A 23367-nucleotide genomic window follows, 5' to 3' on the forward strand; every position below is an offset into this window, starting at 1 on the left:
GGCCATGGGTCTGGTCTCCGACGTGCGCGTACGACAGCCCCGCGCGAACGACCTGGTCGGCCGGCGCTTCGTCGTGGCAGGGATCGGCGGCGGGTTCGAGGGGACGATCGGCATCCGGGTCCTGGGACCGGGCGGCAAGCTGCTCACCACCGCGTTCGCGCAGTCCAGCGGGGGTGGCATCGGCGTCGGCGACTTCTCCGCCGAGGTGCGGCTGCCGGACCCGCCCCGCGCCGGAACCCGGCTGACCGTGCAGGTCTTCGGCGACAACCCGGGGCTGCCCGACGAGGGACCCAGCCCCGGCTTCCACACCCGCGAGGTCGAGGTGATCTGCTTCCCTGACTCCCAGGGGCACCTGATCTACCGGGTCGAGGCCGGCGACACCCTCACGGGGATCGCCCGCGCGCTCAAGCCGTACACCCGGGTCACGGTCAGCCAGCTCGTGAAGGCCAACCCCGCGATCGACGACCCCGACCGGATCAGGGCCGGGTCGCGGTTGCGCGCACCCGTCCAGGGCTAGGCGGGCTCGTAGGCGAGCTCGACTCCCGGGTAGATGTCGACGCCCGGCGGCGCGGTGAGGATGAGCTCGGCCTCGCCGTCGGTGAGCCGGCGGGTGCCGTGGTGGTCGCGCAGGAGGCAGAGCCCGTGCGGGGTCTGCCAGACGTAGCGCCCCGGACCGGCCGGTCGGACGCGGTAGCCGCCGTGGGTCTTCCACCGGTGATGTCGCCGGCGCAACGGCGCGGAGTTGTGGGTGCCGGTCTGGCCGGGCGGGCCGCCGCGGTCGGGTGGCAGGTAGGGCACCGCATGGTCGAAGTCGACCGCGGCCCTCGTCGCGGTGGCGGGGCTGAACGGGAAGGCGTCGCCTCCCGCGGTGAGCCACACCTGGTCCTTGACCGGCTCCGGATGCTCGTAGGCATCGCCGCGCCCGGTCAGGTGCAGGTCGAGGACCGGCATCAGGCGGACATCGGCGTGCCCGAGGAGCTCCGAGAGGGCCTGCACGAGCATCGGTCCGTCACCCTCGACACGGGCCAGCCCGGCCTGCCGGCGGAGGGCGGACTCGGCGAGGTGCACGTAGACCGTCCCCTTGCCGCGCAGGGCCGCGAGCTGCCGGACGCTCAGCGCCGCGAGGCGGCCGAGGGTCCGGTCGAGGTGCTCGGTTTGCCACACCGGACGCGACGGCTCGCCGTCCGGCTCCTCCGGCTCCCCGGGGTCGTCAGCCGGGAAGGTGTGGTCGAGGAGCAGCCGGAGTAGGTCGGCCGGTCGGGCGAGCCAGCCCAGGGCACGGGAGCGGAGCTCGTCGCGGTGGTGGTCGTGGCCGTGCTCGGCGACCAGGATGTCGGCCACCCGGTCGACCATCGCGTCGATCCAGGCGGCGTCGCCGGCAGTGATCCTGGCGATGATGGTGCGGTAGCCGTACTCGTCGGAGCGCGACAGGGTGACGTAGCGGCGGCGGCGCTCGATCTCGCGCCGCATCGCGTGGCTCTCCGGGTCGGCCTCGATGATGCGGGCAGCAGCGGCCTGCAGCACCGTGGCCGGCGCGTGCCCACGGATCATCCGGGCGACCGCCCGATCGACCAGGGCGACCCGGTCCTGCGAGAGATGGCGGGACTGCGTCGCGACCTTGCGGGCCACCCAGGGCTCGCACTCCCCCGCCCGGACGACCGCCCACACGCGTGGGAGCCGGTGCACGAGGTCGAGGGTGTCCGCGACGAGCGCGCGGGTCGTGGCCTGGTGGGTCTCGCGGGCCATCGCCAGCTCGGGCAGCGCGTGCTCCCGCACCTCCGGCGTCCCGTCCCCGCCGGGCTGGACCATCGGGTCCCGGCCCTCGCGGCCCGGATCGGGGTGGCCGTGCAGCACCGCCCACTGGGCGGCGATCTCCATCTCGGCCACCTCGGCCAGCCGGCGCGCCCGCAGCGCCCCGGACGCTGCGCCCAGCACCGCCCGCGCACCGCACTCGTCCAGAGCCGGTCCCGGCGTGGGCGTCGCGGTGGCGTCGGTCATCTGGATCCCCGTGGGTGACGTGCTTCCTGGTGTGGTGCCCACGCTAGACGTGACCACCGACAGTCCGCGGTCGACCGATTCCGCCGCGATCCGGGATGAATTGGCGAGCACCACCGGCAGCCTTCAGGATGTGCGGCATGCCCCGTGCCAGGACGTTGCTGCCCAGCGCTGCCTACGTCGCCCTCGCGATCGCCGACAGCATCGCCGCCGGCAAGAAGAGCACCAGCGTCGGGGCCCGACGGTGGAGGCGCGTCCTCAAGCCGGCGTTGATGCCGACCCTGGCGGCCGCCTTCCACAGCCGCACCGCGGACCGCGGGGCCGGCCCCGATACCCAGCTGCTCCACACCGCGACGGCCGTGGCCCAGGCGTTCTCCTGGGGCGGTGACGTCGCGCTGCTCGGCACGAGCAAGCGGTCCTTCCTGACCGGTGTCGGGTCCTTCTTCGGGGCCCACGTCGCGTACGTCGCGGCGTTCCTGTCCGTCCGCGGCGAGAGCAAGGACTACGACACGGCAGGTCTCAAGGTCGCGCTCGGCCTCTGGCTGACCGCTGCTCCCGTGCTGGGCGTCGCGGCCGGGCGCAAGGACCCGGCGCTCGGGGTGCCGGTCGCGGCCTACGCGACGATCCTCTCCGCGATGTTCGCGAGCTCGCGGATGCTCGACCCGGCGTTGCCGCAGGATGCGCGAAGGACCCTGCAGGCCGGCACCGCGCTGTTCCTCGTCTCCGACACCGTCCTCGCGGCCCAGAAGTTCCTGCTCCCCGAGCCCCGGCCCGCCCTCGAGGCAGTGGTGATGACGACGTACACCGCCGGCCAGGCCCTGATCGCCGCGGGAGTCGCGAGCGCGACCTGAACGGCCGCCGCGGCGCCCTTCAGCAGTTCTGCCAGCTCGGATCGGTAGGTCGGCGCCAGCCTCCTCGCCGCCATCTCACGCAATTCGCCGGTGCTCCCTAGTCGAGCCCGACGACCTCGACTGCAGTGCCCGTCGCCTCGCTCACGTCGCGCGAGAGGCGGTGGATCACCTTCTTCGCCCCGTTGACGAGGAAGCGGGCACGCACGCCGTCGTACGTCTCGACCAGCACGTGGCGGCGGGGCGCGAGGAGCGAGCGGTCCGTGAGGGTCAACCGTGAGATCGCGTCGAGCGGCACGTCGATCTCCCGCCCCTTGAGGGCCCGGTCGATGGCGTGCGCCCGGAACCGCAGACGGCCTGCGCCGACCTGGAGGGAGCCTCCGACTGCTCGGGGCCCGTCGTACAGGCTGGCGATCTTCGACCATTCCTCGGTCATGAAGTGATCCTGTCGTCAGAGGGACGGGCTCGGCTGGCGGGTTGCTCGTGGCGCGGCACGGACGCCGTGGCGGTCGAAGACCTCGCGGGCCGAGACCACCACGAGCAGGACGGCTGCGGACACCGCCCCGTCGACGGCGACGCACCCCACCAGCCCCAGCGCCTGCAGCGGGTACGAACGGGGCCTGACCCAGAGTCCCCGCAGCACCCCGGCGAAGACCAGCAGCGCGAGGACTCCGAAGCCGCACGACAGGAGAGCACCGTCGCCGGCGGCCACGACCGCCCCGGCGCCGGTCGTCAGCGTGAACGTGGCGATCACGATGACGACGGCGAGGTCCAGCACGCGCGCCTGCTGCCTCGATCGCATGCGGGCAAGGTAGTCCCATCGCCCGATCCGTGCGTCCCTAACGCGCGAGTCGCCCACCGGTCCAGGCCTCGTCGCGGGTCACGTCCCGCACGACGTCGAGCCAGTCCGGAACCCGGTCGGAGGGCTCGTCGCGGTCGTCGATCTCCGCGACGAGCGTGCCGTCCTCGTGCTCGTCGATCGCCACGAGCCAACCGTCCCTGGCGACCATGTGTCGCCTCTTGCGGAGCGTCCGGGCGGGGAGCGCGACCAGGACCGCCCACTCCTCGTCGTCGAGGTAGAAGTTCGTGCAGGCGATCTCGTCGGGTCCCTCGGTCAGGCGCACCTTGTGCCCGAGCTTGCGGATCACGGTGCCGTCGCCCTCGCGCACCTCGCGGAGGCGGAGCCGGGTCCCCGTGACGTAGCGGTCGACGATCTCCTTCGTGCTGGTGACGCCGTCCGGCAGGCGCGCCAGGAGATAGCGACGCTCCCGCTCCACCACCGCGTACTTCAGGGGGTCCGACACGGGTCGAGGGTACGGCGCGGGGTGGGGTCGCCTGGTCATACTGACGCGGTGCCGACCGATGACACCCCGGCTGCTGCCCGGAAGCGGCGCCGCTGGATCCCGCCCCTCGTCGTGCTGGCGAGCGCCCTCCTGGTCTCGGTCCCGGTGGCCAGCCAGGCCGTCGACTGGCGGCTCCACCTCGCCGAGTGGAACGGGTGCACGCGTGCCTCTGTCGAGACGGCCCGCAGCGTGCAGGCCGCCGCGTCGCGAGACGTCCCCGAGCGCACCGCACGCGTCGAGCTCACGACCGGGAAGTCCTGCAGCACCACCGGCGCCCCGACGGTCTCCACGTACTCGGCGCTCGAGCCCACCGCGGCGCTGACGGTGCTCGCGCAGACGTGGACCTGCAGCGAGGACGCCGTCCACGTCTACGAGAGGGGCGACGAAGTCACCTGCTCGGTCGCCGGTCACGAGGTCACCGTGAACCTGTACGCCGAGGTGGACGTCGAGGACTCCCGTCGCACGAACGTCGTCCTGGGTGTCCAGCCCTGACGCCTGACGTGCCTCCGTCGTCGGAACCCGAGCGGGTGCCACCACGTCGTACGGGGTGCCACCCGCGACAGGAGCACCGATGGACATCGACGAGGACATCTCCCGCTCCGCAGGAGCGCGCTGGGTGACCCGCTCGGCCGTGGCTGCCGCGGTCCTCGCGATCGGCCTCGGCACGGCCGCCGTCGTCGACCACGACGAAGAGAAGCCCCTCGACCTCCCCACCAGCACGTGGAAGCCCGGCGACATCAGCATGGGAGCGATGGTCTCCGGAACCCTGGTCCTGGACGAGAGCGGCTGCGTCGTCCTCGGTGATGGCGGCGGCCGACGGACCCACGTGCTCTGGCCTGCGGGACACAGCGCCACCGTGCCGCACCCGTGCCTGCCTGAGGGCGCGACCATCGCCGTGGTCAATTCCAAGGTCACGGCGTGGTCGGACGTGGGCAACCGGAGGCTCGATGTCGGCGAGACAGCCCGGGTGGTGGTCCACACCCACTGCGGGCTCCGGTACGCCACGATCGACGGGGCGCTCTGGAAGACCAGGCCACGCGGCCGCGGGTCGTCCCCGACGGGGACCGACCTGACCACCGGACCCGCCACACGAACATCCGAGGACCGCGTGGTGCTCAAGGCCTCCGGCCTGGAGAGTGAGGTGGTCTTCCGTCCGGCTCAGCGCAGGCGGAGCCCCGTCTGCTTCTGACCCGGTCGCGAGGAGCTAGCCGATCCGGTCGATCACCAGCGGGTCCGGGGAGTACGCCGTGCCCGCGGGCGCGACGTCGTACCCACCCTCGAGGGAGGCCAGGGCGCGGTCGAAGCGCTCGGGCTCGTCGGTGAGCAGCGTGAACAGCGGCTGGCCCTCGGTGACCTCGTCGCCGGGCCGCGCGTGCCAGACGACGCCGGCGCCGGCCTGCACCGGGTCCTCCTTGCGGGCGCGGCCCGCACCGAGGCGCCAGGCGGCCAGACCGACGGCCATCGCGTCGAGGCGGGTGAGCACGCCACTGCTGGGAGCGGTCACGACGTGCGACTCCCGCGCGACCGGGAGGTCCGCGGCGGGGTCGCCGCCCTGGGCGGAGATCATCGCGCGCCATGCGTCCATCGCCGAGCCGTCGGCCAGCTTGTCGGCCGGGTCGACGTCGGTGACCCCGGCGCCGGCGAGCATCTCGCGGGCCAGGGCGAGGGTCAGCTCCACGACGTCGGCGGGACCGCCGCCGGCCAGCACCTCGACCGACTCGGCGACCTCGATCGCGTTGCCGGCGGTGCGGCCCAGCGGCGTGGCCATGTCGGTGACCAGCGCGACGGTGCGGACGCCGGCGTCGGTGCCGAGCGCGACCATCGTCTCGGCGAGCTCGCGGGCCCGGTCGAGGTCCTTCATGAACGCGCCCGAGCCGACCTTGACGTCGAGCACCAGCGCACCGGTGCCCTCGGCGATCTTCTTGGACATGATCGAGGAGGCGATCAGCGGGATCGCCTCGACGGTGCCGGTGACGTCGCGCAGCGCGTAGAGCTTCTTGTCGGCGGGCGCGAGGCCGTCGCCGGCCGCGCAGATGACCGCCCCCACCGACTCCAGCTGCGCCATCAGCTCGGCGTTCGAGAGCGTCGCGCGCCACCCGGGGATCGCCTCGAGCTTGTCCAGGGTGCCGCCGGTGTGGCCGAGGCCGCGCCCGGAGAGCTGGGGCACGGCGACCCCGCACGCGGCGACCAGCGGCGCGAGCGGCAGCGTGATCTTGTCGCCGACGCCGCCGGTGGAGTGCTTGTCGGCGGTCGGGCGCGACAGCGACCCGAAGTCCATCCGCTCGCCGGAGGCGATCATCGCCGCGGTCCAGCGGGCGATCTCCGCGCGGTCCATGCCGTTGAGGAAGATCGCCATCGCCAGCGCCGACATCTGCTCGTCGGCGACCTCACCGCGGGTATAGGCGTCGATCACCCAGTCGACCTGGCTGTCGGAGAGCCGGCCGCCGTCCCGCTTGGCGGCGATGACCTCGACCGCGTCGTGCCTGCTCATCCGAGACTCCCTTCGACCGGCACCGAGTGGTACCCCCGCAACACGAACGTCCCCCGGCTCACCGGCTCCCCCGCCAGCGCGAGGTCGGGGAACCTGCCCCACAGCGCCGCGACCGACTCGGCCAGCTCCATCCGGGCCAGCGGCGCGCCCAGGCAGAAGTGCACGCCCACCCCGAAGGCGAGGTGCGGGTTCGCCGCCCGCGCGACGTCGAAGTCGTCGGGGTCCTTGAAGACGGCCGGGTCGCGGTTGGCCGCCCCGAGCAGTGCCGCGATCTTCTGGCCCTTCTCGACGACCACGTCGCCGACCTCGACGTCCTCGGTGGCGGTGCGCTCGAAGAGCTGCAGCGCCGAGTCGAAGCGCAGCATCTCCTCCACGCACGCCGGTACGTCGGGCCCCGGGCGCAGCCCGCGCTGCAGCATGGAGACCAGGCCGTTGCCGAACACGTTGACCGAGGCCTCGTGGCCGGCGTTCAGCAGCAGCACGACGGCCGCGACCACCTCGTCCTCGGTCAGCTCCGTCGCCACCAGGTCGGTCACCAGGTCGTCGCCCGGGTGCGCGCGGCGGTGCGTGACCAGGTCGCGCACCAGCGCGGCGAAGTCGGTTGCGGCGCGGACGGCGGCGTCGACGACAGCCTCGGACGGCGCCGCCTCGTACATCCGCACGATCGCCTGCGACCAGTCCCGCAGCTCGGGGGCGTGCACCGCCGGGACGCCGAGCAGCTCGGCGATCACCAGCACCGGCAGCGGCTCGGCGTACTCGCCGACGACGTCGAAGCCCGCGGGGTCGACCTCGGCGAGCAGGCCCGCCGCGAGCTCGCGGACGCGCGGGCGCAGCCGCTCGACGTGACCGCGGCTGAACGCCGAGGCGACGGGACGCCGCAGCCGGGCGTGCTCCGGCGGCTCGTTCTCCATCATCTGGTTGCGGTGCAGCAGGTTGAACGGCTCGAGGTAGTCGAGCGGCTCCTTGTCGCGCCACAGCCGGCCGAGCCGGCGGTCGCGCTGCACCGCGCCGACGGTGGCGTGCGCGAAGGTGAGGTACATCCCCGACGCCTCGTGCCAGGCGACCCCGTGCCGCGCCCGCTCCTCGGCGAAGAACGGGTACGGGTCGGCGACGACCTCGGGGGCGGTCAGGTCAAGCGAGGTCGTCGGGACCGAAGGCATCGGGCAGAACCTCTTTCATCGTCTTGAGACCGGAGACCGTCCAGCACACCAGCGACGGGCCGCCGTTCTCCCAGAGCAGCTGGCGGCAGCGGCCGCACGGCATGATGATCTCCCCCGCGCCGTCGACGCACACGAAGTGGGTCAGCCGACCGCCACCGGTGAGGTGCAGCTGGGAGACCAGCCCGCACTCGGCGCACAGCGCCACGCCGTACGCCGCGTTCTCGACGTTGCAGCCGGTCACGGTCCGGCCGTCGTCGACGCGGGCCGCGGCGCCCACGCGGTACTGGGAGTACGGCGCGTAGGCGTGCTCCATCGCCGCGACCGCCTCCGCCTTGAGCGACTCCCAGTCGAAGTCCTCGGTGGTGTCCCCGGTGACGTCCTCGGCGACGCCCACTACCCGGCACTCCCCTTGCGGTAGACCTGTCCGTCGGCCGCCGGCATCCGTAGTCGTTGCGAGGCGAACGCGAGCACCAGGAGCGTGATGACGTAGGGCGTCATCGAGGAGAAGTCGCGCGGGACCTCGTCGATCGCGAAGTACAGCGCGCCCACCAAGGCGCCGACCCCGACGATCACCGCGCCGCTGACCGCCTGGCCCCGGCGCAGCTGCCAGACGCCGCCCGCGAGCGCGAGGACGGCGACCGCGAGCAGCAGCGCGTGCACGGACGTGCCGCCTTGCCGCAGCCCGAGGGTCTCGGTGTAGCCGAACAGGCCGGAGCCGGCGAGCAGCCCGCTGGGCCGCCAGTTGCCGAAGATCATCGCGGCGAGGCCGATGTAGCCGCGGCCGCCGGTCTGGCCGTCGCGGTAGTTCGAGGACGCCACCATCGCGAGGAAGCCGCCCGCGAGTCCCGCGAGCCCGCCGGAGATCAGCACCGCGGCGAACTTGTAGCGCATCACCTTGACGCCCAGCGACTCCGCGGCGGCCGGGCTCTCGCCGACCGAGCGCAGCCGGAGGCCGAAGGACGTCCGCCACAAGATGTACCAGGTCGCGACCAGCAGCAGCATCGCCACGATGACGAGCGAGGAGAGGTTGGTGCACAGCGCCCGCAGGATCGCGGCCACGTCGGCGACGAAGAAGATGTCGGTGTCCTCGACGTCCTTGAGCGCGTCGCTCAGTGGCCCGATCGTCACGGTGGGCACGTCGCCGATCTTCGGCGACTGCGTCTGGCCGCCGCCGGGCAGACCGATGAAGGTCAGCGCGGCGAGGTACTGGACGGCGCCGAGCGCGATGATGTTGATCGCGACACCGGAGATGATGTGGTCGACCCCGAAGATGACGGTCGCGACGGCGTGCACGAGCCCGCCGAGCATGCCCATCAGGATCGCGCCGGCGACGCCGGCGTACGCCCCGTGGTGGTAGCCGAAGTACCCGGCACCCCAGGTGCCGAGGATCATCATCCCCTCGAGGCCGATGTTCACGACACCAGCCCGCTCGGACCAGAGGCCGCCCAGACCGGCCAGCATGATCGGGACGATCGCGATCAGCGCCGCGATGATGGTGCCGGAGGAGGTCAGGTCCTCGGCCCCGGTGATCACCCGCAGCAGCGAGAGCACCAGGACCACGCCGACGACGGCGAGCAGGACCCAGTACCGCGGCAGCTTGCGGCCGCGGCCGGCCTTCACGGTCTCGGTGCCCGTGCCGGCGGTCGTGCCGGAGGCGGTGGCGGGGACGCTCATACCGAGGCCTCCTGGGCGTCGTGGCGGTCGGGGGAGGTCGGGTTCTCCAGCGCGCGGGCGACCTCACGCTGCTCGAGCCGGACGCCGTAGCGCCGGACCAGCTCGTAGGAGATCACCACGGTGAGCACGATGACGCCCTGGGTGATGGCGACGATGTCGGGCGAGACGCCGACGAGGATCTGCAGCGGGTTGGACTGCTCGTCGAGGTAGGCGAAGAGCAGGGCGCCGACCGCGATGCCGATCGGGTTGTTGCGGCCGAGCAGGGCCACCGCGATCCCGGCGAAGCCGAGGCCGGACTGGAACGTCGAGCCGTAGGCGTAGGAGTCGCCGAACAGGATCGGGAGACCGACCAGGCCCGCGACCGCGCCGGAGACCATCATGGCCGCGATCGTCATCCGCTTGACGTTGATGCCGCTCGCGACGGCGGCGGTGGTCGACTGGCCGGTGGCCCGCAGGTCGAAGCCGAACCGGGTGCGGTTGAGCACGAACCAGAACAGGAACCCGGCGGCGGCCGCGATCACGATGAAGCCGTAGATCTCGGACGTCGGCCCCTCGCCGATCGAGATGTTGGGGATCCGGCTGCCCTCGGGGATCTCGCGGGTGCCGATCTCGTTGCTGCCCTCCTCGCGCACGGCCAGCTTGCGCAGCAGGTACGCGACCAGGCCGGTGGCGATGAAGTTGAGCATGATCGTGGAGATCACCTCGCTGACGCCGCGGGAGGCGCGCAGCACGCCCGCGATGCCCGCCCACAGGGCGCCGACGGCCATCGCGCAGACGATCGCGAACGCGGTGTTGAGGTAGCCCGGGAGCCAGGCCTCGCCGGCGACCACGGCGGCGGTGAACGCCGCGACGCGGTACTGGCCGTCGACGCCGATGTTGAACAGGTTCATCCGGAAGGCGACGGCGACGGCGAGGCCGGAGAGGTAGAGCACCGTCGCGTTCTTGATGATGTTGGCGACGTTGCGCTCCTCCGGCACCGAGAGGATCGAGCTCCACACCTCGCCGACCGGGTCACCGGCGACGATGAGCACGAGGCTGGTGATCGCGAACGCCGCGACGAGCGCCAGCACCGGTGCGGCCAGCGCCAGCGCGAGCCGGATCATGCGGGCCCTGGTCATGCGACCTCCCCTTCCTGGGTGGCGCCGGTCATCGCGGAGCCGAGCTGCTCGGGGGTGACCGAGGCGGGGTCGAAGGACGAGACCAGCCGTCCGCGGAGGATCACCTGGATGGTGTCGGAGAGGCCGATCAGCTCGTCGAGGTCGGCCGAGATCAGCAGCACCGCGAGGCCGGCGCGGCGGGCGTTCTTGATGTGGTCCCAGATGGCGGCCTGCGCGCCGACGTCGACGCCGCGCGTCGGGTGCGCCGCGATCAGCAGCACCGGGTCGCCGCTCATCTCGCGCCCCACGATCAGCTTCTGCTGGTTGCCGCCGGACAGCGCCCGGGCGAGGACGTCGGGCCCGGGCGTGCGGACGTCGTACGCGCCGATGATCCGCTCGGTGTCGGCGCGGGCGCCGCGCTTGTCGATCAGGCCGCGCTTGCTGCTGGGCGGCCGCCCCTGGTGGCCCAGGACCCGGTTCTCCCAGAGCGGGGCGTCGAGGAGCAGGCCGTGGCGGTGCCGGTCCTCGGGGATGTAGCCGATGCCGCTCTCGCGCCGGTCCCGGGTGGAGGCGTGGGAGATGTCGCGGCCGGCGAGCACGACCGTGCCGCCGACCCCGGGACGCATGCCCATGATCGCCTCGACGAGCTCGGCCTGGCCGTTGCCCTCGACGCCGGCGATGCCGAGCACCTCGCCCTTGTGGATGTCGAAGGAGACGTCGTCGAGCACGGCACGGCCGGTGCCGCCGGACAGGTGGAGGCCCCGCACGGAGAGCAGCACCTCGTCGGTGACCGTGGAGGTCTCGGTGCTGGGCGAGGGCAGCTCGGAGCCGACCATCAGCTCGGCCAGCTGCCGGGCGGTGACCCCCGTCGGCTCGACCGTGGCGACGGTGGTGCCGCGGCGGACGACGGTGATCTCGTCGGCGACGGAGAGCACCTCGTCGAGCTTGTGGGAGATGAAGATGACGCAGAGGCCCTCGGCCTTGAGCTCGCGCAGGTTGCCGAACAGCTCGTCGACCTCCTGGGGCACCAGCACCGCGGTGGGCTCGTCGAGGATGATGATCCGGGCGCCGCGGTAGAGGACCTTGAGGATCTCGACCCGCTGGCGGGCACCGACGCCGAGGTCCTCGACGAGGCGGTCGGGCTCGATGCCGAGGCCGTACTGGTCGGAGATCTTGCGGATCTCGGCCCGGGCGCCGGCGCCGATCCCGTGCAGCTTCTCCGCGCCGAGGACGACGTTCTCGAGGACCGTGAGGTTGTCGGCCAGCATGAAGTGCTGGAAGACCATCCCGACGCCGTGGCGGATCGCGTCGGCCGGCGAGGAGAGCGTGACCTCGGTGCCGTCGATCTCGATGGTGCCGGAGTCGGGGGCCTGCACGCCGTACAGGATCTTCATCAGCGTGGACTTGCCGGCACCGTTCTCCCCGACGATCGCGTGGATGGTGCCGCGCTGGACGTCGATGTCGATGTCGTGGTTGGCGATCACGCCGGGGAAGCGCTTGCCGATCCCGCGCAGGCGGACGGCGGGAGCGGGGTGGGACACGGCGCGGTGACCTCCTGGGACGGCGGGTTCCGGGAGAGGCTACTCGCCCGGGACGTGAGACGGGACCGCGGGCACACGCTCGTGGCGTGCCCGCGGTCCCGGTGCTGCAGGGTGCTGCTGGGACTCGATCAGGGAGCGGTCGGGACCGTGATCTCGCCGTCGATGATCTGCTGCTTGTACTCGTCGAGGTCGGCCTTGATGTCGTCGACCTTGCCGCCGCTCTCGGAGTAGCCCACACCGTCGACCGAGAGGTCGTAGGTGGTGACGCCGGCCGGGAAGGTGCCGTCCGCGACCTCGGAGAGGTACTCGTAGACCGCGACGTCCACGTTCTTGAGCATCGAGGTCAGGATGACGTCCTGGAGGGACGGCTCCGCGGTGTTGTACTGGTCGGAGTCGACCCCGATCGCCATCGCGCCGGCCTCGGAGGCCGCCTCGAAGACGCCGCCACCGGAACCACCGGCAGCGTGGTAGACGATGTCGGCACCGTTCTGGAACATGCCCTCGGCCGCGGTCTTGCCCTTGGCCGGGTCGTTGAAGCCGGAGAAGTCGGGGACCTGGGTCAGGTAGGTCGACTGGACCTCGATCTCCGGGTCGACGGCCTTGGCACCGGCGGTGTAGCCGGCCTCGAACTTCTGGATGAGCGGGGTCTCGACGCCGCCGACGAAGCCGACGTTGCCGGTCTCCGACTTCATGGCCGCGGCCGCACCGGCGAGGAACGAGCCCTGCTCCTCGGCGAAGACCAGGCTCGCGACGTTCTCGGCGTCGGCGAGGCTGGAGTCGTCGATGATCGCGAAGTGGACGTCGGGGTACTCCTCGGAGACCTTGCCGACCGAGGCCGCGTAGGCGAAGCCGACGGCGATGATCGGGTCGTAGCCCGCCTCGGCGAAGGTGCGCAGGCGCTCCTCGCGAGCCGTCTCGGGCTCGCCGTCCTCGGCCTCGGACTCCTGGGACTTCATGCCGAACTCCTCGACCGCCTGGTCGAGGCCCTTGGCGGCGGAGTCGTTGAACGACTGGTCGCCCCGGCCACCCACGTCGTAGGCCATGCCGACCTTGATGTCGGACTTGCTCGTGTTCTCGCCGCTCGGCTCGTCGCTGCCCTCGTCATCGCTCCCGCACGCGGTGACCGCGAGCGAGAGGATGCCGGCGGTCAGCAGTGCTGCCAGCTTGTTGCTGCGTCGCAAGACGCCTCCTTGGTTGCTGATGGCTCCCACCCCCGGTCGGGCGCGAACCCCCTGACCTTAGGGGGCACCGCGATCCTCGGCACCGGGCGTGACGAAGTTGTGACCTTCCTGTGGCCCAGGGAGGGTCAGGCCTCGCGGAGCGCGAGCACCGCGGCCCCGGCCAGCAGCCGGGCGCCGATGGCGATCGCCCGCTCGTCGATGCGCAGGTTCCCCTGGTGCAGGTCGTACGTCGTGCCGCCCGGCGTGCGCGTGCCGAGCCGCATCATCGCCCCCGGCACCTGGTCGAGGTACCAGCCGAAGTCCTCGCCGCCGAGGCTCTGCGGCGCGACGACCTGGCCCCGGTCGCCGAGCGCGTCGAGCACGGACTGCGCCAGGATCCGGTTCGAGACCGACTCGTTGACCACCGGGGGCACCCCGCGCTGGTAGTCGACGTGGGCGCGCACGCCGTACGGCCGGACGATCTCGTGGACGACCTCGCGCACCAGCTTCTCGCAGTCCGCCCAGGCCACCGCGTCGAGGATCCGGACGGTGCCGGAGAGCGAGCCGTGGTCGGGGATGACGTTGGGCGCCGCGCCGGCGCGCACGATCCCCCACACCACGCTGACGCCCGCCCGGGGGTCCATCCGCCGCGACAGGACGGCGGGGAGCTCGGTGGTGACCTTGGCGAGGGCGAAGGTGAGGTCGCCGGTGAGGTGCGGGCGGGAGGTGTGCCCGCCACTGCCCTCCAGGCGGACCTCGACCCGGTCGGCGGCGCTGGTGAGCGGGCCGAGGCGCAGCCCGACCCGGCCGACGTCGACGCCCGGGTCGCAGTGCAGAGCGAAGATCCGCTCGACGTCGTCGAGGTAGCCGAGCTTCATCAGGTGCACCGCTCCCCCGGGCATGACCTCCTCGGCGGGCTGGAAGAACAGCCGCACCCGGCCCGGGAGCCGGCCGCGGCGGCTCGCCTCGGTCAGCGCGAGCGCGGCGCCCACCAGGGCGGTGGTGTGCACGTCGTGGCCGCAGGCGTGGGCGACGCCCGGCGTCACGCTGCGCCACGGGTCGTCGGTGGCGTCCTGCACGGGCAGCGCGTCGATGTCGGCGCGCAGGCCGACGACGCGGTCGCCGGTGCCGAGCTCGGCCACCAGGCCGGTGCGGGGCAGCCGGGTGACCCGCCAGCCGATCTCCTCGAGGCGGCGCGCGACCACGTCCGTGGTGCGGGTCTCGGCCCAGGAGAGCTCGGGGTGGGCGTGCAGGTCGCGCCGCAGGCCGACCAGCTCGGCCTCGTGCGTGTCCACGACGCCGGCCAGGAGCGAGGGGAGGGAGTCGTCGAGGGCCATCACCCCCGAGGTTAGTTCACCGGGCGTCGTACGCCGCGAGGACCTGGTCGGCGGCGACCGGCGCCGGCAGCTCGCCGGCCAGCACCTGCTCGCGCACCCGGTCGCGGATCGCACGCACGCCGGGCGAGTGCCGCAGCCGCTGGTCCAGCTCGTCGCGCACCAGCGCCCAGGTGAAGTCCAGCTGCTGGCGCGCCCGCTTCGCGGCCAGGCCGTCGGCGCCGAGGTGGTCGCGGTGCGCCAGCACCCGGTCCCACAGGTCCGCCACGCCGACGTCGGTGAGGCCGGAGCAGGTGACGACGGGCGGCGCCCACTCGTCCTTGCCCCGGACCAGCCGGAGCGCGCCGGCGAGCTCGCGCGCCGCGGAGCGGGCCTCCTGCTCGCGGTCGCCGTCGGCCTTGTTGACCGCGACCACGTCGGCGATCTCCAGGATGCCCTTCTTGATGCCCTGGAGCTGGTCGCCGGTGCGGGCCAGGGTGAGGAAGAGGAAGGTGTCGACCATCCCGGCGACGGTGACCTCGGACTGCCCGACGCCGACGGTCTCGACCAGCACCACGTCGTACGCCGCGGACTCGAGGACCGCCATCGCCTGGACGGTCGCCCGCGCGACACCGCCGAGGGTGCCCGCGCTCGGGGAGGGGCGGATGAACGCGCCCGGGTCGACGCTGAGCCGGGCCATCCGGGTCTTGTCACCGAGCACCGAGCCGCCGGTGCGCACGCTCGAGGGGTCGACGGCGAGGACGCCGACCCGGTGGCCGGCCGCGGTCAGCCGGCCGCCGAGGGCCTCGATGAACGTCGACTTGCCGACGCCGGGCACGCCGGAGATGCCGACCCGGACCGCCGGTGAGCGCACGCCGGCGCCCCCGCCCTCGGCGAGCCGGGTCAGCAGGTCGCGGGCCAGCTCGCGGTGCTGCGGACGGGAGGACTCCACGAGCGTGATCGCCCGCGAGACCGACGCGCGCCGGCCCTCGCGGATGCCCTCGAGGAGGGCGTCGACGTCAGGAGCCGGCATCGTGCCCGAGCTGCTCGCGCAGCGCGGCCAGCAGGTCGAGCGCCGACTCGGCGATGACGGTGCCGGGCAGGAACACCGCCGCGGCGCCCATCTCCCGCAGCGTCGGGACGTCGTCCGGCGGGATGACGCCGCCGATGACGACCATGATGTCGGGGCGTCCCTGGTCGGCGAGCGCCTGGCGCAGCGCGGGCAGCAGCGCGAGGTGGCCGGCCGCGAGCGAGCTCACCCCGACGATGTGCACGTCAGCGTCGACGGCCTGCTGGGCGACCTCCTCCGGCGTGGAGAACAGCGGCCCCACGTCGACGTCGAAGCCCAGGTCGGCGAAGGCCGAGACCACGACCTTCTGGCCGCGGTCGTGGCCGTCCTGGCCCATCTTCGCGACCAGGATGCGGGGCCGGCGGCCCTCGGCCTCCTCGAACTCCTCGGTGGCGTCGAGCACCTGCTGGAGCAGGGTGCCGTCACCCTCGGTGGCGGTGTCGCGGTACACGCCGCTGATCGTACGGATCACGGCCTGGTGGCGGCCGTACACCTTCTCCAGCGCGTCGGAGATCTCGCCGACGGTGGCCTTGGCCCGGGCGGCGTCGACGGCCAGCGCGAGCAGGTTGCCGTCCAGGGAGCCCCGCTCGGCGCCGCGGTCGGCGCTGTTGGTCAGCGCCTCCAGCGTCCGACGTACCTCGTCGTCGTCGCGCTCGGCCCGCAGCCGCTCCAGCTTGGCGATCTGCTGGCGGTAGACGTCGTCGTTGTCGACGCGCAGCACGTCGAGCTTGTCCTCGGCCGCGAGGCGGAAGGTGTTGACGCCGATGACCTTCTGCGCGCCGGAGTCGATGCGCGCCTGGGTGCGGGCCGCCGCCTCCTCGATCCGGAGCTTCGGGATGCCCTGCTCGATCGCCTTCGCCATCCCGCCGGCCTGCTCGGCCTCCTGGATGTGCGCCCACGCCCGCTCGGCGAGGTCGTGGGTGAGCCGCTCGATGTAGTAGGAGCCGGCCCAGGGGTCGATGGTGCCGGTGGTGCCGCTCTCCTGCTGGAGCAGCAGCTGGGTGTTGCGGGCGATCCGCGCCGAGAAGTCGGTCGGCAGCGCGATCGCCTCGTCGAGGGCGTTGGTGTGCAGCGACTGGGTGTGGCCCTGGGTGGCGGCCATCGCCTCGATCGCCGTCCGGCCCACGTTGTTGAAGACGTCCTGCGCGGTGAGCGACCAGCCGCTGGTCTGGCTGTGCGTGCGCAGGCTGAGCGACTTGGGGTTCTGCGGGTCGAACTGGCGCACCAGGCGCGACCAGAGCGCGCGGGCGGCGCGCATCTTGGCGATCTCCATGTAGAAGTTCATGCCGATCGCCCAGAAGAACGAGAGCCGCGGCGCGAACTGGTCGATCGTCATGCCGGTCTCGAGGCCGGCGCGGATGTACTCGACGCCGTCCGCCAACGTGTAGGCGAGCTCGAGGTCGGCCGTCGCCCCGGCCTCCTGGATGTGGTAGCCGGAGATCGAGATCGAGTTGAAGCGCGGCATCCTCGCCGAGGTGTAGCTGAAGATGTCGGAGATGATCCGCATCGACGGCGCCGGCGGGTAGATGTAGGTGTTGCGGACCATGAACTCCTTGAGGATGTCGTTCTGGATGGTCCCCGCGAGCTGCTCCGGATTCACCCCCTGCTCCTCGGCCGCCGCGATGTAGAGCGCCAGCACCGGCAGCACCGCGCCGTTCATCGTCATCGACACCGACATCTCGTCGAGCGGGATGCCGTCGAAGAGCGTGCGGGCGTCGTAGATCGAGTCGATCGCCACGCCGGCCATGCCGACGTCGCCGCGCACCCGCGGGTGGTCGGAGTCGTAGCCGCGGTGGGTGGCGAGGTCGAAGGCGACGCTCAGCCCCTTCTGGCCGGCGGCCAGGTTGCGGCGGTAGAAGGCGTTGGACTCCTCGGCCGTCGAGAACCCGGCGTACTGCCGGATCGTCCAGGGCTGGGTCGTGTACATCGTCGGGTACGGACCGCGCAGGAACGGGCTCAGCCCGGGCCAGGTGTCGAGGGCGTCGAGGCCCGCGAGGTCCTCGGGCCCGTACGACGGCTTGATCTCGATGCCCTCGGGCGAGGTCCAGGGCTGCGCAGCCGTCGCTCCCGCCGGGGAGGCGGGACCACCCGCGAGCGGGAGGCCGGAGAAGGACTTCGGGATCGTCATGCGAGCTGCTCCCTGACTCGGGTGAGGAAGGCGAGGGCGTCGACGCCCATCGCGCAGGAGTCGTCGGCGTGGTCGGCCGGCTTGCCCGCCACGACGACGTACGACGCCCCGGCGGCGCGGAGGGCGTCCGCGGCGGCGGCGCCCCAGGCGGCGTACGCCGGGTCGGCGCCGGCGAGGCAGACGACCGGCTGGCCGTCGTACGCCGCGACCAGGTCGTCGGCGTCGGCGGTCGGTCCCGCGACGTCGACGGCGACCCCGCCGGCGGCGAGGAGGTTGGTGGCGAAGGTGGCGCGCGCCGTGTGCGCGGCCACCGGGCCCATCGTCGCGAGGAAGACGTGGGCAGCCGCCGGCTCGTCCCGCAGCGCCTCGAAGCTCGCGCCGTAGGACCGGACCTCGGCCCACCTCCCGTCCGGCTCGCGGTCGGGCAGCGTCTCGGCGAGGTTCGGGAACTCCGAGAGCCCGGTGATCGGGCGCTTGCGCTGCGCGACCTGCTTCTCGCGGGCGGCCACCGTGGCGGCGATCTCGGCGTCCAGGTCGGCCCCGTCCTCGAGCCGGCCGAACAGCTCCCACGCGGCGACGGCGAGGTCGTCGGTGAGCCGCTCGACGGCGTACGCGCCGCCGGCGGGGTCGGCGACCTTGGCGACGTGCGCCTCGTCGACGAGCAGGTGCGAGGTGTTGCGCGCGATCCGGCGGCCGAAGAGGTCCGGCCGACCGAGCGGGCTGTCGAACGGCAGCACCGTGACCGCGTCCGCGCCGCCGACGCCCGCGGCGAACGCGGCGACCGTGGTGCGCAGCATGTTCACGTAGGGGTCGTAGCGGGTCATCATCGGCCGGCTGGTGACCACGTGCTGCCGCTGGTCGACGGGCTCGCCGGTGGTCGAGCTCAGCTCGAGCACCCGCGCCCAGAGTCGGCGGGCGGCGCGGAGCTTGGCGATCGTCGGGAACTGCTCGTCGGTCGCGGCGTACCGGAACTCCACGAGACGCGCGGCCTCGTCGGCCGGCACGCCGGCGAGCTCGAGCGCGCGCAGCACCCGCACCCCCAGCACCAGCGACTGCGCCAGCTCCTGGACGTCGGACGCGCCGCGGTCGTGGACGGCGGTGCCGTCGACCACGAACGCCAGCGTGCCGGCGTCCCGGGCGAGCCCGGCCGCCTCGACCAGGACGTCGTCGGCGGCGGTCGCGGGCACACCGAGGTTGGTGCCGACGGCGAGCTCGCGCCCCCCGGCGTACGACAGGAACGCGCGGGCGGCCTCCAGCGGCGCGTCCGGGGCGTCGAGGACGACGGGAGCGAGGTCGAGGAGGACGCCGTCGAGCAGCGTGGCCAGGTCGGTGCCGTCGGTGCCGACCCACAGGGAGGTGACGCCGCCCTCGAGGTCGACCCGCGCCTCCTCGTTGAGCAGGGTGGCCGCTCCCGCGCCGAGGTGGGCGCGGACGTCCCAGGCCCCGACCCGGGTGGGCCGGCCGGCGGTCACCAGGCCGTCGAGCAGGTCGGGCGTGCCGAGCGGCGTGACCTCGATGCCGTCGAGCGTGGTGCGGGTGAGCTTCTCCCACACCGCCGCGTCGGGGTCGTCCTCGGAGAGCCGGCGGGTCTTGCGGAGCACGGCCGCTGTGGCCGCCTCCCACTCCTCGCGGGTGTGCCGGTCCTCCGGCGCCGCCAGGTCGAGCGAGCCCTGCTCGGGCTCCAGGTCGGTCGGCTCGTCGAGCCCGCCGTCGACCGCACCTTCGGGTTGCGTCATGCGCCGAAGGATAGGAGCGCGTGGGAGACAGCGGCCACCCGGTGTGACCTATTCGGTGACACCCCAGAAGTTCCCCCCTCCCCGCAACCAGGCATTTGTCACACTCCCGGTCGACTCCGTGACCCGTGCCGACAGGTAGCGTGGCGCCGTGGCAACCCCGACCCTCGTCAAGGGAGCGCGCGCGACGCGCTCCACGATCGCCCTCAAGATGGCCATGGCGGTCAGCGGCCTGATTTTCGTGGGCTACCTGCTGGCCCACATGTACGGAAACCTCAAGGCCTTCGGCGGGCACGACTCGTTCAACGAGTACGCCCACCACCTGCGCGAGCTCGGCGAGCCGATGCTCCCCCACGAGGGCTTCCTCTGGATCATGCGGCTCCTGCTGATCGTGGCGCTCGTCGTCCACGTCGCCGCGGCGGCCGCGCTCTGGCGCCGCGCGGGCCAGGCCCGCACCGTGAAGTACCAGGTCAAGCGCAACGTCCGCTCCTCCCTGTCCTCGCGCACCATGCGGTGGGGCGGGGTGACGCTGCTGCTGTTCCTGATCTGGCACCTGCTGAACTTCACGATCGTCAAGATCAACCCCGCCAACGGCGACACCGGTGGCGAGGACCCGTACAACCTGATGGTCGACACCTTCGACACCTGGTGGATGACCCTCATCTACCTGGCCGCGATGCTCGCCCTCGCCATGCACATCCACCACGGCACGTTCAGCGCCCTGCAGACCCTCGGCTTCACCAACACCGCCAGCTCCCGGGCCCGGGCCCGCACCGCCGGCTGGGTGCTGGCGGTCGTCATCGGGGTCGGCTTCTCGCTGGTCCCGCTGTTCACGCTCTTCGGCGTCATCACCAAGTAAGGGAAGGCCTCACCTCCATGGCAGCCACCGACCCGTCGCACGCGACGCCGCTGAACCAGCCCTCGAAGCAGGTCTCGGACGACGCCCGCGGGTACTACGTCCCGGGCGAGCCCCTCGTCGACCCGGTCGCCCCCACGGGGCCGATCTCCGAGCGCTGGACCCAGCGCAAGTTCGACAACCGGCTGGTCAACCCGGCCAACCGTCGCAAGCTCGACATCATCATCGTCGGCACCGGCCTGGCCGGTGGCGCCGCCGCCGCCACGCTCGGCGAGGCCGGCTACAACGTGAAGTCCTTCTGCTACCAGGACTCCCCGCGCCGGGCGCACTCGATCGCCGCCCAGGGCGGCATCAACGCGGCGAAGAACTACAAGGAGGACGGCGACTCGACGTTCCGCCTCTTCTACGACACCGTCAAGGGCGGCGACTACCGCTCGCGGGAGTCGAACGTCTACCGCCTCGCCGAGGTCAGCGCCAGCATCATCGACCAGTGCGTCGCCCAGGGCGTCCCGTTCGCCCGCGAGTACGGCGGCCTGCTCGACAACCGCTCCTTCGGCGGCGTGCAGGTCTCGCGCACCTTCTACGCCCGCGGCCAGACCGGCCAGCAGCTCCTCATCGGCGCCTACCAGGCCATGGAGCGCCAGGTCGCCGCCGGCACGGTCACGCAGTACACCCGCCACGAGATGCTCGAGGTGATCGTCGCCGACGGCAAGGCGCGCGGGATCATCGCCCGGGACCTGGTCACCGGCGAGATCGAGACCCACCTCGCCGACGTCGTCGTGCTCGCCAACGGCGGCTACGGCAACGTCTTCTACCTCTCCACCAACGCCATGGGCTCCAACGTGACGGCCGCCTGGCGCGCGCACCGCAAGGGCGCCTACATGGCGAACCCCTGCTACACGCAGATCCACCCGACCTGCATCCCGGTCGCCGGCGAGCACCAGTCGAAGCTGACGCTGATGTCGGAGTCCCTCCGCAACGACGGCCGCATCTGGGTGCCGAAGAAGAAGGAGGACTGCGAGAAGGACCCGCGGGACATCCCCGAGGAGGACCGCGACTACTACCTGGAGCGGATCTACCCGTCCTTCGGCAACCTGGTCCCCCGCGACATCGCCTCCCGCCAGGCCAAGAACATGTGCGACGAGGGCCGCGGCGTCGGCCCGCTGGTCGGCGACTTCCGCCGCGGCGTCTACCTCGACTTCACCGACGCGATCGCCCGCCTCGGCGAGGACGCGGTCCGCGAGAAGTACGACAACCTCTTCGACATGTACGAGCGGATCACGGGCGAGAACCCCTACCAGGTGCCGATGCGCATCTACCCCGCCGTGCACTACGTGATGGGCGGCCTCTGGGTCGACTACCACCTGCAGTCCTCGATCCCCGGCCTGTTCGTGACCGGCGAGGCGAACTTCTCCGACCACGGCGCCAACCGGCTCGGCGCCTCGGCGCTGATGCAGGGCCTGGCCGACGGCTACTTCGTGCTGCCGAACACCATCCGCGACTACCTCGCCGACGGGCCGTTCGAGAAGCTCGACGAGTCGCACCCGGCCGTGGTCGAGGCCCGTACGTCGGTCGAGGAGCGGGTCCACCGCTTCCTCACGATCAACGGCACCCGCAGCGCCGACAGCTTCCACAAGGAGCTCGGCAACATCATGTGGGAGTACTGCGGCATGGAGCGCTCCGAGGAGGGCCTGCGCAAGGCGATCGACATGATCCGCGAGCTCAAGGCGGCGTTCTGGAGCGACCTGAAGGTGCTCGGCACCGCTGACAGCCTGAACCAGAGCCTCGAGAAGGCCGGCCGGGTGGCCGACTTCATCGAGCTCGGCGAGCTGATGTGCATCGACGCGCTGAACCGTCGCGAGTCCTGCGGCGGCCACTTCCGTGCCGAGTCGCAGACCGAGGACGGCGAGGCGCTGCGTCAGGACGAGGAGTTCGCCTACGTCGCCGCCTGGGAGTGGGGCGGCGACGACGGCCAGCCCGTGCTCCACAAGGAAGAACTCCTCTACACCGCCATCGAGATGAAGCAGCGGAGCTACAAGTGAACCTCACCCTGAAGATCTGGCGGCAGCCGGACGCTGCGACCGCCGGCGCCATGCACACCTACCAGGTCGAGGACATCTCCTCCGACATGAGCTTCCTCGAGATGCTCGACGTGCTCAACGAGCAGCTGAACGCCGTCGGGGAGGACCCGGTCGCGTTCGACTCCGACTGCCGCGAGGGCATCTGCGGCACGTGCAGCCTGATGATCAACGGCGAGGCGCACGGGCCGGAGGTCACCACGACCTGCCAGCTGCACATGCGCTCGTTCAAGGACGGCGACACGATCACCATCGAGCCCTGGCGCGCCGACGCGTTCCCGGTGCTCAAGGACCTGATCACCGACCGGGGCGCCTTCGACCGGATCATCCAGGCCGGTGGGTTCATCTCCGCCAACACCGGCTCGGCCCCCGAGGCCAACTCGGTGCCGGCGCCCCGCGACAAGGCCATGCGCGCCTTCAACGCGGCGACCTGCATCTCCTGCGGCGCGTGCGTGGCGGCGTGCCCGAACGGCTCGGCCTCGCTGTTCCTCGGCGCCAAGATCACCCACCTCGGTGAGCTGCCGCAGGGCCAGCCGGAGCGCGACACCCGCGTCGTCGACATGGTCGCCCAGCACGACCACGAGGGCTTCGGTGGCTGCACCAACATCGGTGAGTGCACCGCCGCCTGCCCCAAGGAGATCCCGCTCGACGTGATCTCCCAGCTCAACCGGGACCTGCGCACCGCTCTCCGCAACGGTCACTGACCCACCCGCACCACCCGTCGTACGCCGAGTCGGCGCTTGTGTCCGCGGACACAAGCGCCGACTGGGCATTTCGGGGTTCGACGCTTGGTCTCCCCGAGGCCCGCGCGTCGGACGTCGTACGCCGTGGTCGCTACCGCAGCCACCACGCATGACGTCCGGCTCCGCGCAGCGCGGACA

The 23367-nt window shown here is 72.2% G+C and carries 22 protein-coding genes; 7 read left to right on the top strand and 15 right to left on the bottom strand.

What is annotated here, in order from left to right:
• Positions 1-4 precede the first annotated feature (4 nt).
• Complete coding sequence (locus H4O22_RS16220) at positions 5-517, top strand: Gmad2 immunoglobulin-like domain-containing protein (protein ID WP_182524375.1); 513 nt, start codon at positions 5-7, stop codon at positions 515-517.
• Here H4O22_RS16220 and H4O22_RS16225 read toward each other — a convergent pair.
• Positions 514-1998 carry a DUF222 domain-containing protein gene (locus H4O22_RS16225; RefSeq protein WP_182524376.1) on the bottom strand — a complete coding sequence of 495 codons (1485 nt, stop codon included), beginning with the start codon at positions 1996-1998 and terminating at the stop codon, positions 514-516. The two genes, H4O22_RS16220 and H4O22_RS16225, sit on opposite strands and share 4 nt — an antisense overlap.
• Before the next feature lie 137 nt (positions 1999-2135).
• Here H4O22_RS16225 and H4O22_RS16230 point away from each other — a divergent pair, with 137 nt between their 5' ends.
• Positions 2136-2846 carry a lysoplasmalogenase gene (locus H4O22_RS16230; protein WP_182524377.1) on the top strand — a complete coding sequence of 237 codons (711 nt, stop codon included), beginning with the start codon at positions 2136-2138 and terminating at the stop codon, positions 2844-2846.
• A gap of 97 nt (positions 2847-2943) precedes the next feature.
• On the opposite strand, the gene H4O22_RS16235 is transcribed toward H4O22_RS16230, so the two are convergent.
• From H4O22_RS16235 to H4O22_RS16245, 3 genes are read right to left on the bottom strand one after another with little or no spacing between them, the layout of a single operon-like run.
• Positions 2944-3279: a hypothetical protein gene (locus H4O22_RS16235; protein WP_182524378.1), complete on the bottom strand. Its 336-nt coding sequence runs from the start codon at positions 3277-3279 to the stop codon at positions 2944-2946.
• A gap of 15 nt (positions 3280-3294) precedes the next feature.
• The gene (locus tag H4O22_RS16240; RefSeq protein WP_182524379.1) at positions 3295-3645 is read right to left on the bottom strand and encodes a hypothetical protein; all 351 of its coding nucleotides are present in this window, start codon (positions 3643-3645) and stop codon (positions 3295-3297) included.
• A gap of 37 nt (positions 3646-3682) precedes the next feature.
• Positions 3683-4147, bottom strand: coding sequence for a CYTH domain-containing protein (locus H4O22_RS16245; RefSeq protein ID WP_182524380.1), 465 nt, complete (start codon positions 4145-4147; stop codon positions 3683-3685).
• A 48-nt stretch (positions 4148-4195) separates the two neighbouring features.
• On the opposite strand from H4O22_RS16245, the gene H4O22_RS16250 reads away from it, so the two are divergent.
• Both H4O22_RS16250 and H4O22_RS16255 read left to right on the top strand, forming a co-directional pair.
• Positions 4196-4678, top strand: a complete 483-nt coding sequence (locus H4O22_RS16250; protein WP_182524381.1) for a hypothetical protein — start codon at positions 4196-4198, stop codon at positions 4676-4678.
• A 79-nt stretch (positions 4679-4757) separates the two neighbouring features.
• Positions 4758-5375 (top strand): hypothetical protein, encoded by a 618-nt coding sequence (locus H4O22_RS16255; RefSeq protein WP_182524382.1) that lies wholly within the window; start codon positions 4758-4760, stop codon positions 5373-5375.
• Positions 5376-5390: 15 nt separating this feature from the next.
• On the opposite strand, the gene H4O22_RS16260 is transcribed toward H4O22_RS16255, so the two are convergent.
• The 11 genes from H4O22_RS16260 to H4O22_RS16305 form a co-directional block, all read right to left on the bottom strand.
• Complete coding sequence (locus H4O22_RS16260) at positions 5391-6677, bottom strand: thymidine phosphorylase (protein WP_182524383.1); 1287 nt, start codon at positions 6675-6677, stop codon at positions 5391-5393.
• Complete coding sequence (locus H4O22_RS16265) at positions 6674-7837, bottom strand: cytochrome P450 (protein ID WP_182524384.1); 1164 nt, start codon at positions 7835-7837, stop codon at positions 6674-6676. The genes H4O22_RS16260 and H4O22_RS16265 overlap by 4 nt, the downstream gene beginning before the upstream one ends.
• A complete protein-coding gene (locus H4O22_RS20440) occupies positions 7809-8231 on the bottom strand; it encodes a cytidine deaminase (protein ID WP_280530166.1) in 423 nt (140 codons plus the stop codon). Before H4O22_RS20440 ends, H4O22_RS16265 begins: the two co-directional genes overlap by 29 nt.
• A complete protein-coding gene (locus H4O22_RS20445) occupies positions 8231-9511 on the bottom strand; it encodes an ABC transporter permease (protein ID WP_220451190.1) in 1281 nt (426 codons plus the stop codon). Before H4O22_RS20445 ends, H4O22_RS20440 begins: the two co-directional genes overlap by 1 nt.
• Positions 9508-10629: an ABC transporter permease gene (locus H4O22_RS16275; RefSeq protein WP_182524385.1), complete on the bottom strand. Its 1122-nt coding sequence runs from the start codon at positions 10627-10629 to the stop codon at positions 9508-9510. Before H4O22_RS16275 ends, H4O22_RS20445 begins: the two co-directional genes overlap by 4 nt.
• Positions 10626-12149 carry an ABC transporter ATP-binding protein gene (locus tag H4O22_RS16280; protein WP_182524386.1) on the bottom strand — a complete coding sequence of 508 codons (1524 nt, stop codon included), beginning with the start codon at positions 12147-12149 and terminating at the stop codon, positions 10626-10628. The genes H4O22_RS16275 and H4O22_RS16280 overlap by 4 nt, the downstream gene beginning before the upstream one ends.
• A 128-nt stretch (positions 12150-12277) precedes the next feature.
• A complete protein-coding gene (locus H4O22_RS16285) occupies positions 12278-13330 on the bottom strand; it encodes a BMP family lipoprotein (protein ID WP_182524387.1) in 1053 nt (350 codons plus the stop codon).
• A gap of 125 nt (positions 13331-13455) precedes the next feature.
• Positions 13456-14646, bottom strand: a complete 1191-nt coding sequence (locus H4O22_RS16290; protein ID WP_182524388.1) for an amidohydrolase — start codon at positions 14644-14646, stop codon at positions 13456-13458.
• Between the two features lie 16 nt (positions 14647-14662).
• Positions 14663-15655, bottom strand: a complete 993-nt coding sequence (gene meaB, locus H4O22_RS16295; protein ID WP_182524389.1) for a methylmalonyl Co-A mutase-associated GTPase MeaB — start codon at positions 15653-15655, stop codon at positions 14663-14665.
• Positions 15642-17819 (bottom strand): methylmalonyl-CoA mutase, encoded by a 2178-nt coding sequence (gene scpA, locus H4O22_RS16300; RefSeq protein WP_182524390.1) that lies wholly within the window; start codon positions 17817-17819, stop codon positions 15642-15644. The genes meaB and scpA overlap by 14 nt, the downstream gene beginning before the upstream one ends.
• Positions 17816-19555: a methylmalonyl-CoA mutase family protein gene (locus H4O22_RS16305; RefSeq protein ID WP_182524391.1), complete on the bottom strand. Its 1740-nt coding sequence runs from the start codon at positions 19553-19555 to the stop codon at positions 17816-17818. The genes scpA and H4O22_RS16305 overlap by 4 nt, the downstream gene beginning before the upstream one ends.
• Before the next feature lie 148 nt (positions 19556-19703).
• Here H4O22_RS16305 and H4O22_RS16310 point away from each other — a divergent pair, with 148 nt between their 5' ends.
• From H4O22_RS16310 to H4O22_RS16320, 3 genes are read left to right on the top strand one after another with little or no spacing between them, the layout of a single operon-like run.
• The gene (locus tag H4O22_RS16310; RefSeq protein WP_182524392.1) at positions 19704-20411 is read left to right on the top strand and encodes a succinate dehydrogenase cytochrome b subunit; all 708 of its coding nucleotides are present in this window, start codon (positions 19704-19706) and stop codon (positions 20409-20411) included.
• A 17-nt stretch (positions 20412-20428) separates the two neighbouring features.
• The gene (locus H4O22_RS16315; RefSeq protein ID WP_182524393.1) at positions 20429-22450 is read left to right on the top strand and encodes a fumarate reductase/succinate dehydrogenase flavoprotein subunit; all 2022 of its coding nucleotides are present in this window, start codon (positions 20429-20431) and stop codon (positions 22448-22450) included.
• Positions 22447-23190, top strand: coding sequence for a succinate dehydrogenase/fumarate reductase iron-sulfur subunit (locus tag H4O22_RS16320; RefSeq protein WP_182524394.1), 744 nt, complete (start codon positions 22447-22449; stop codon positions 23188-23190). Before H4O22_RS16315 ends, H4O22_RS16320 begins: the two co-directional genes overlap by 4 nt.
• Positions 23191-23367: the final 177 nt, after the last annotated feature.

The sequence above is a fragment of the Nocardioides dongkuii genome, assembly GCF_014127485.1.
Lineage (GTDB): Bacteria > Actinomycetota > Actinomycetes > Propionibacteriales > Nocardioidaceae > Nocardioides > Nocardioides dongkuii.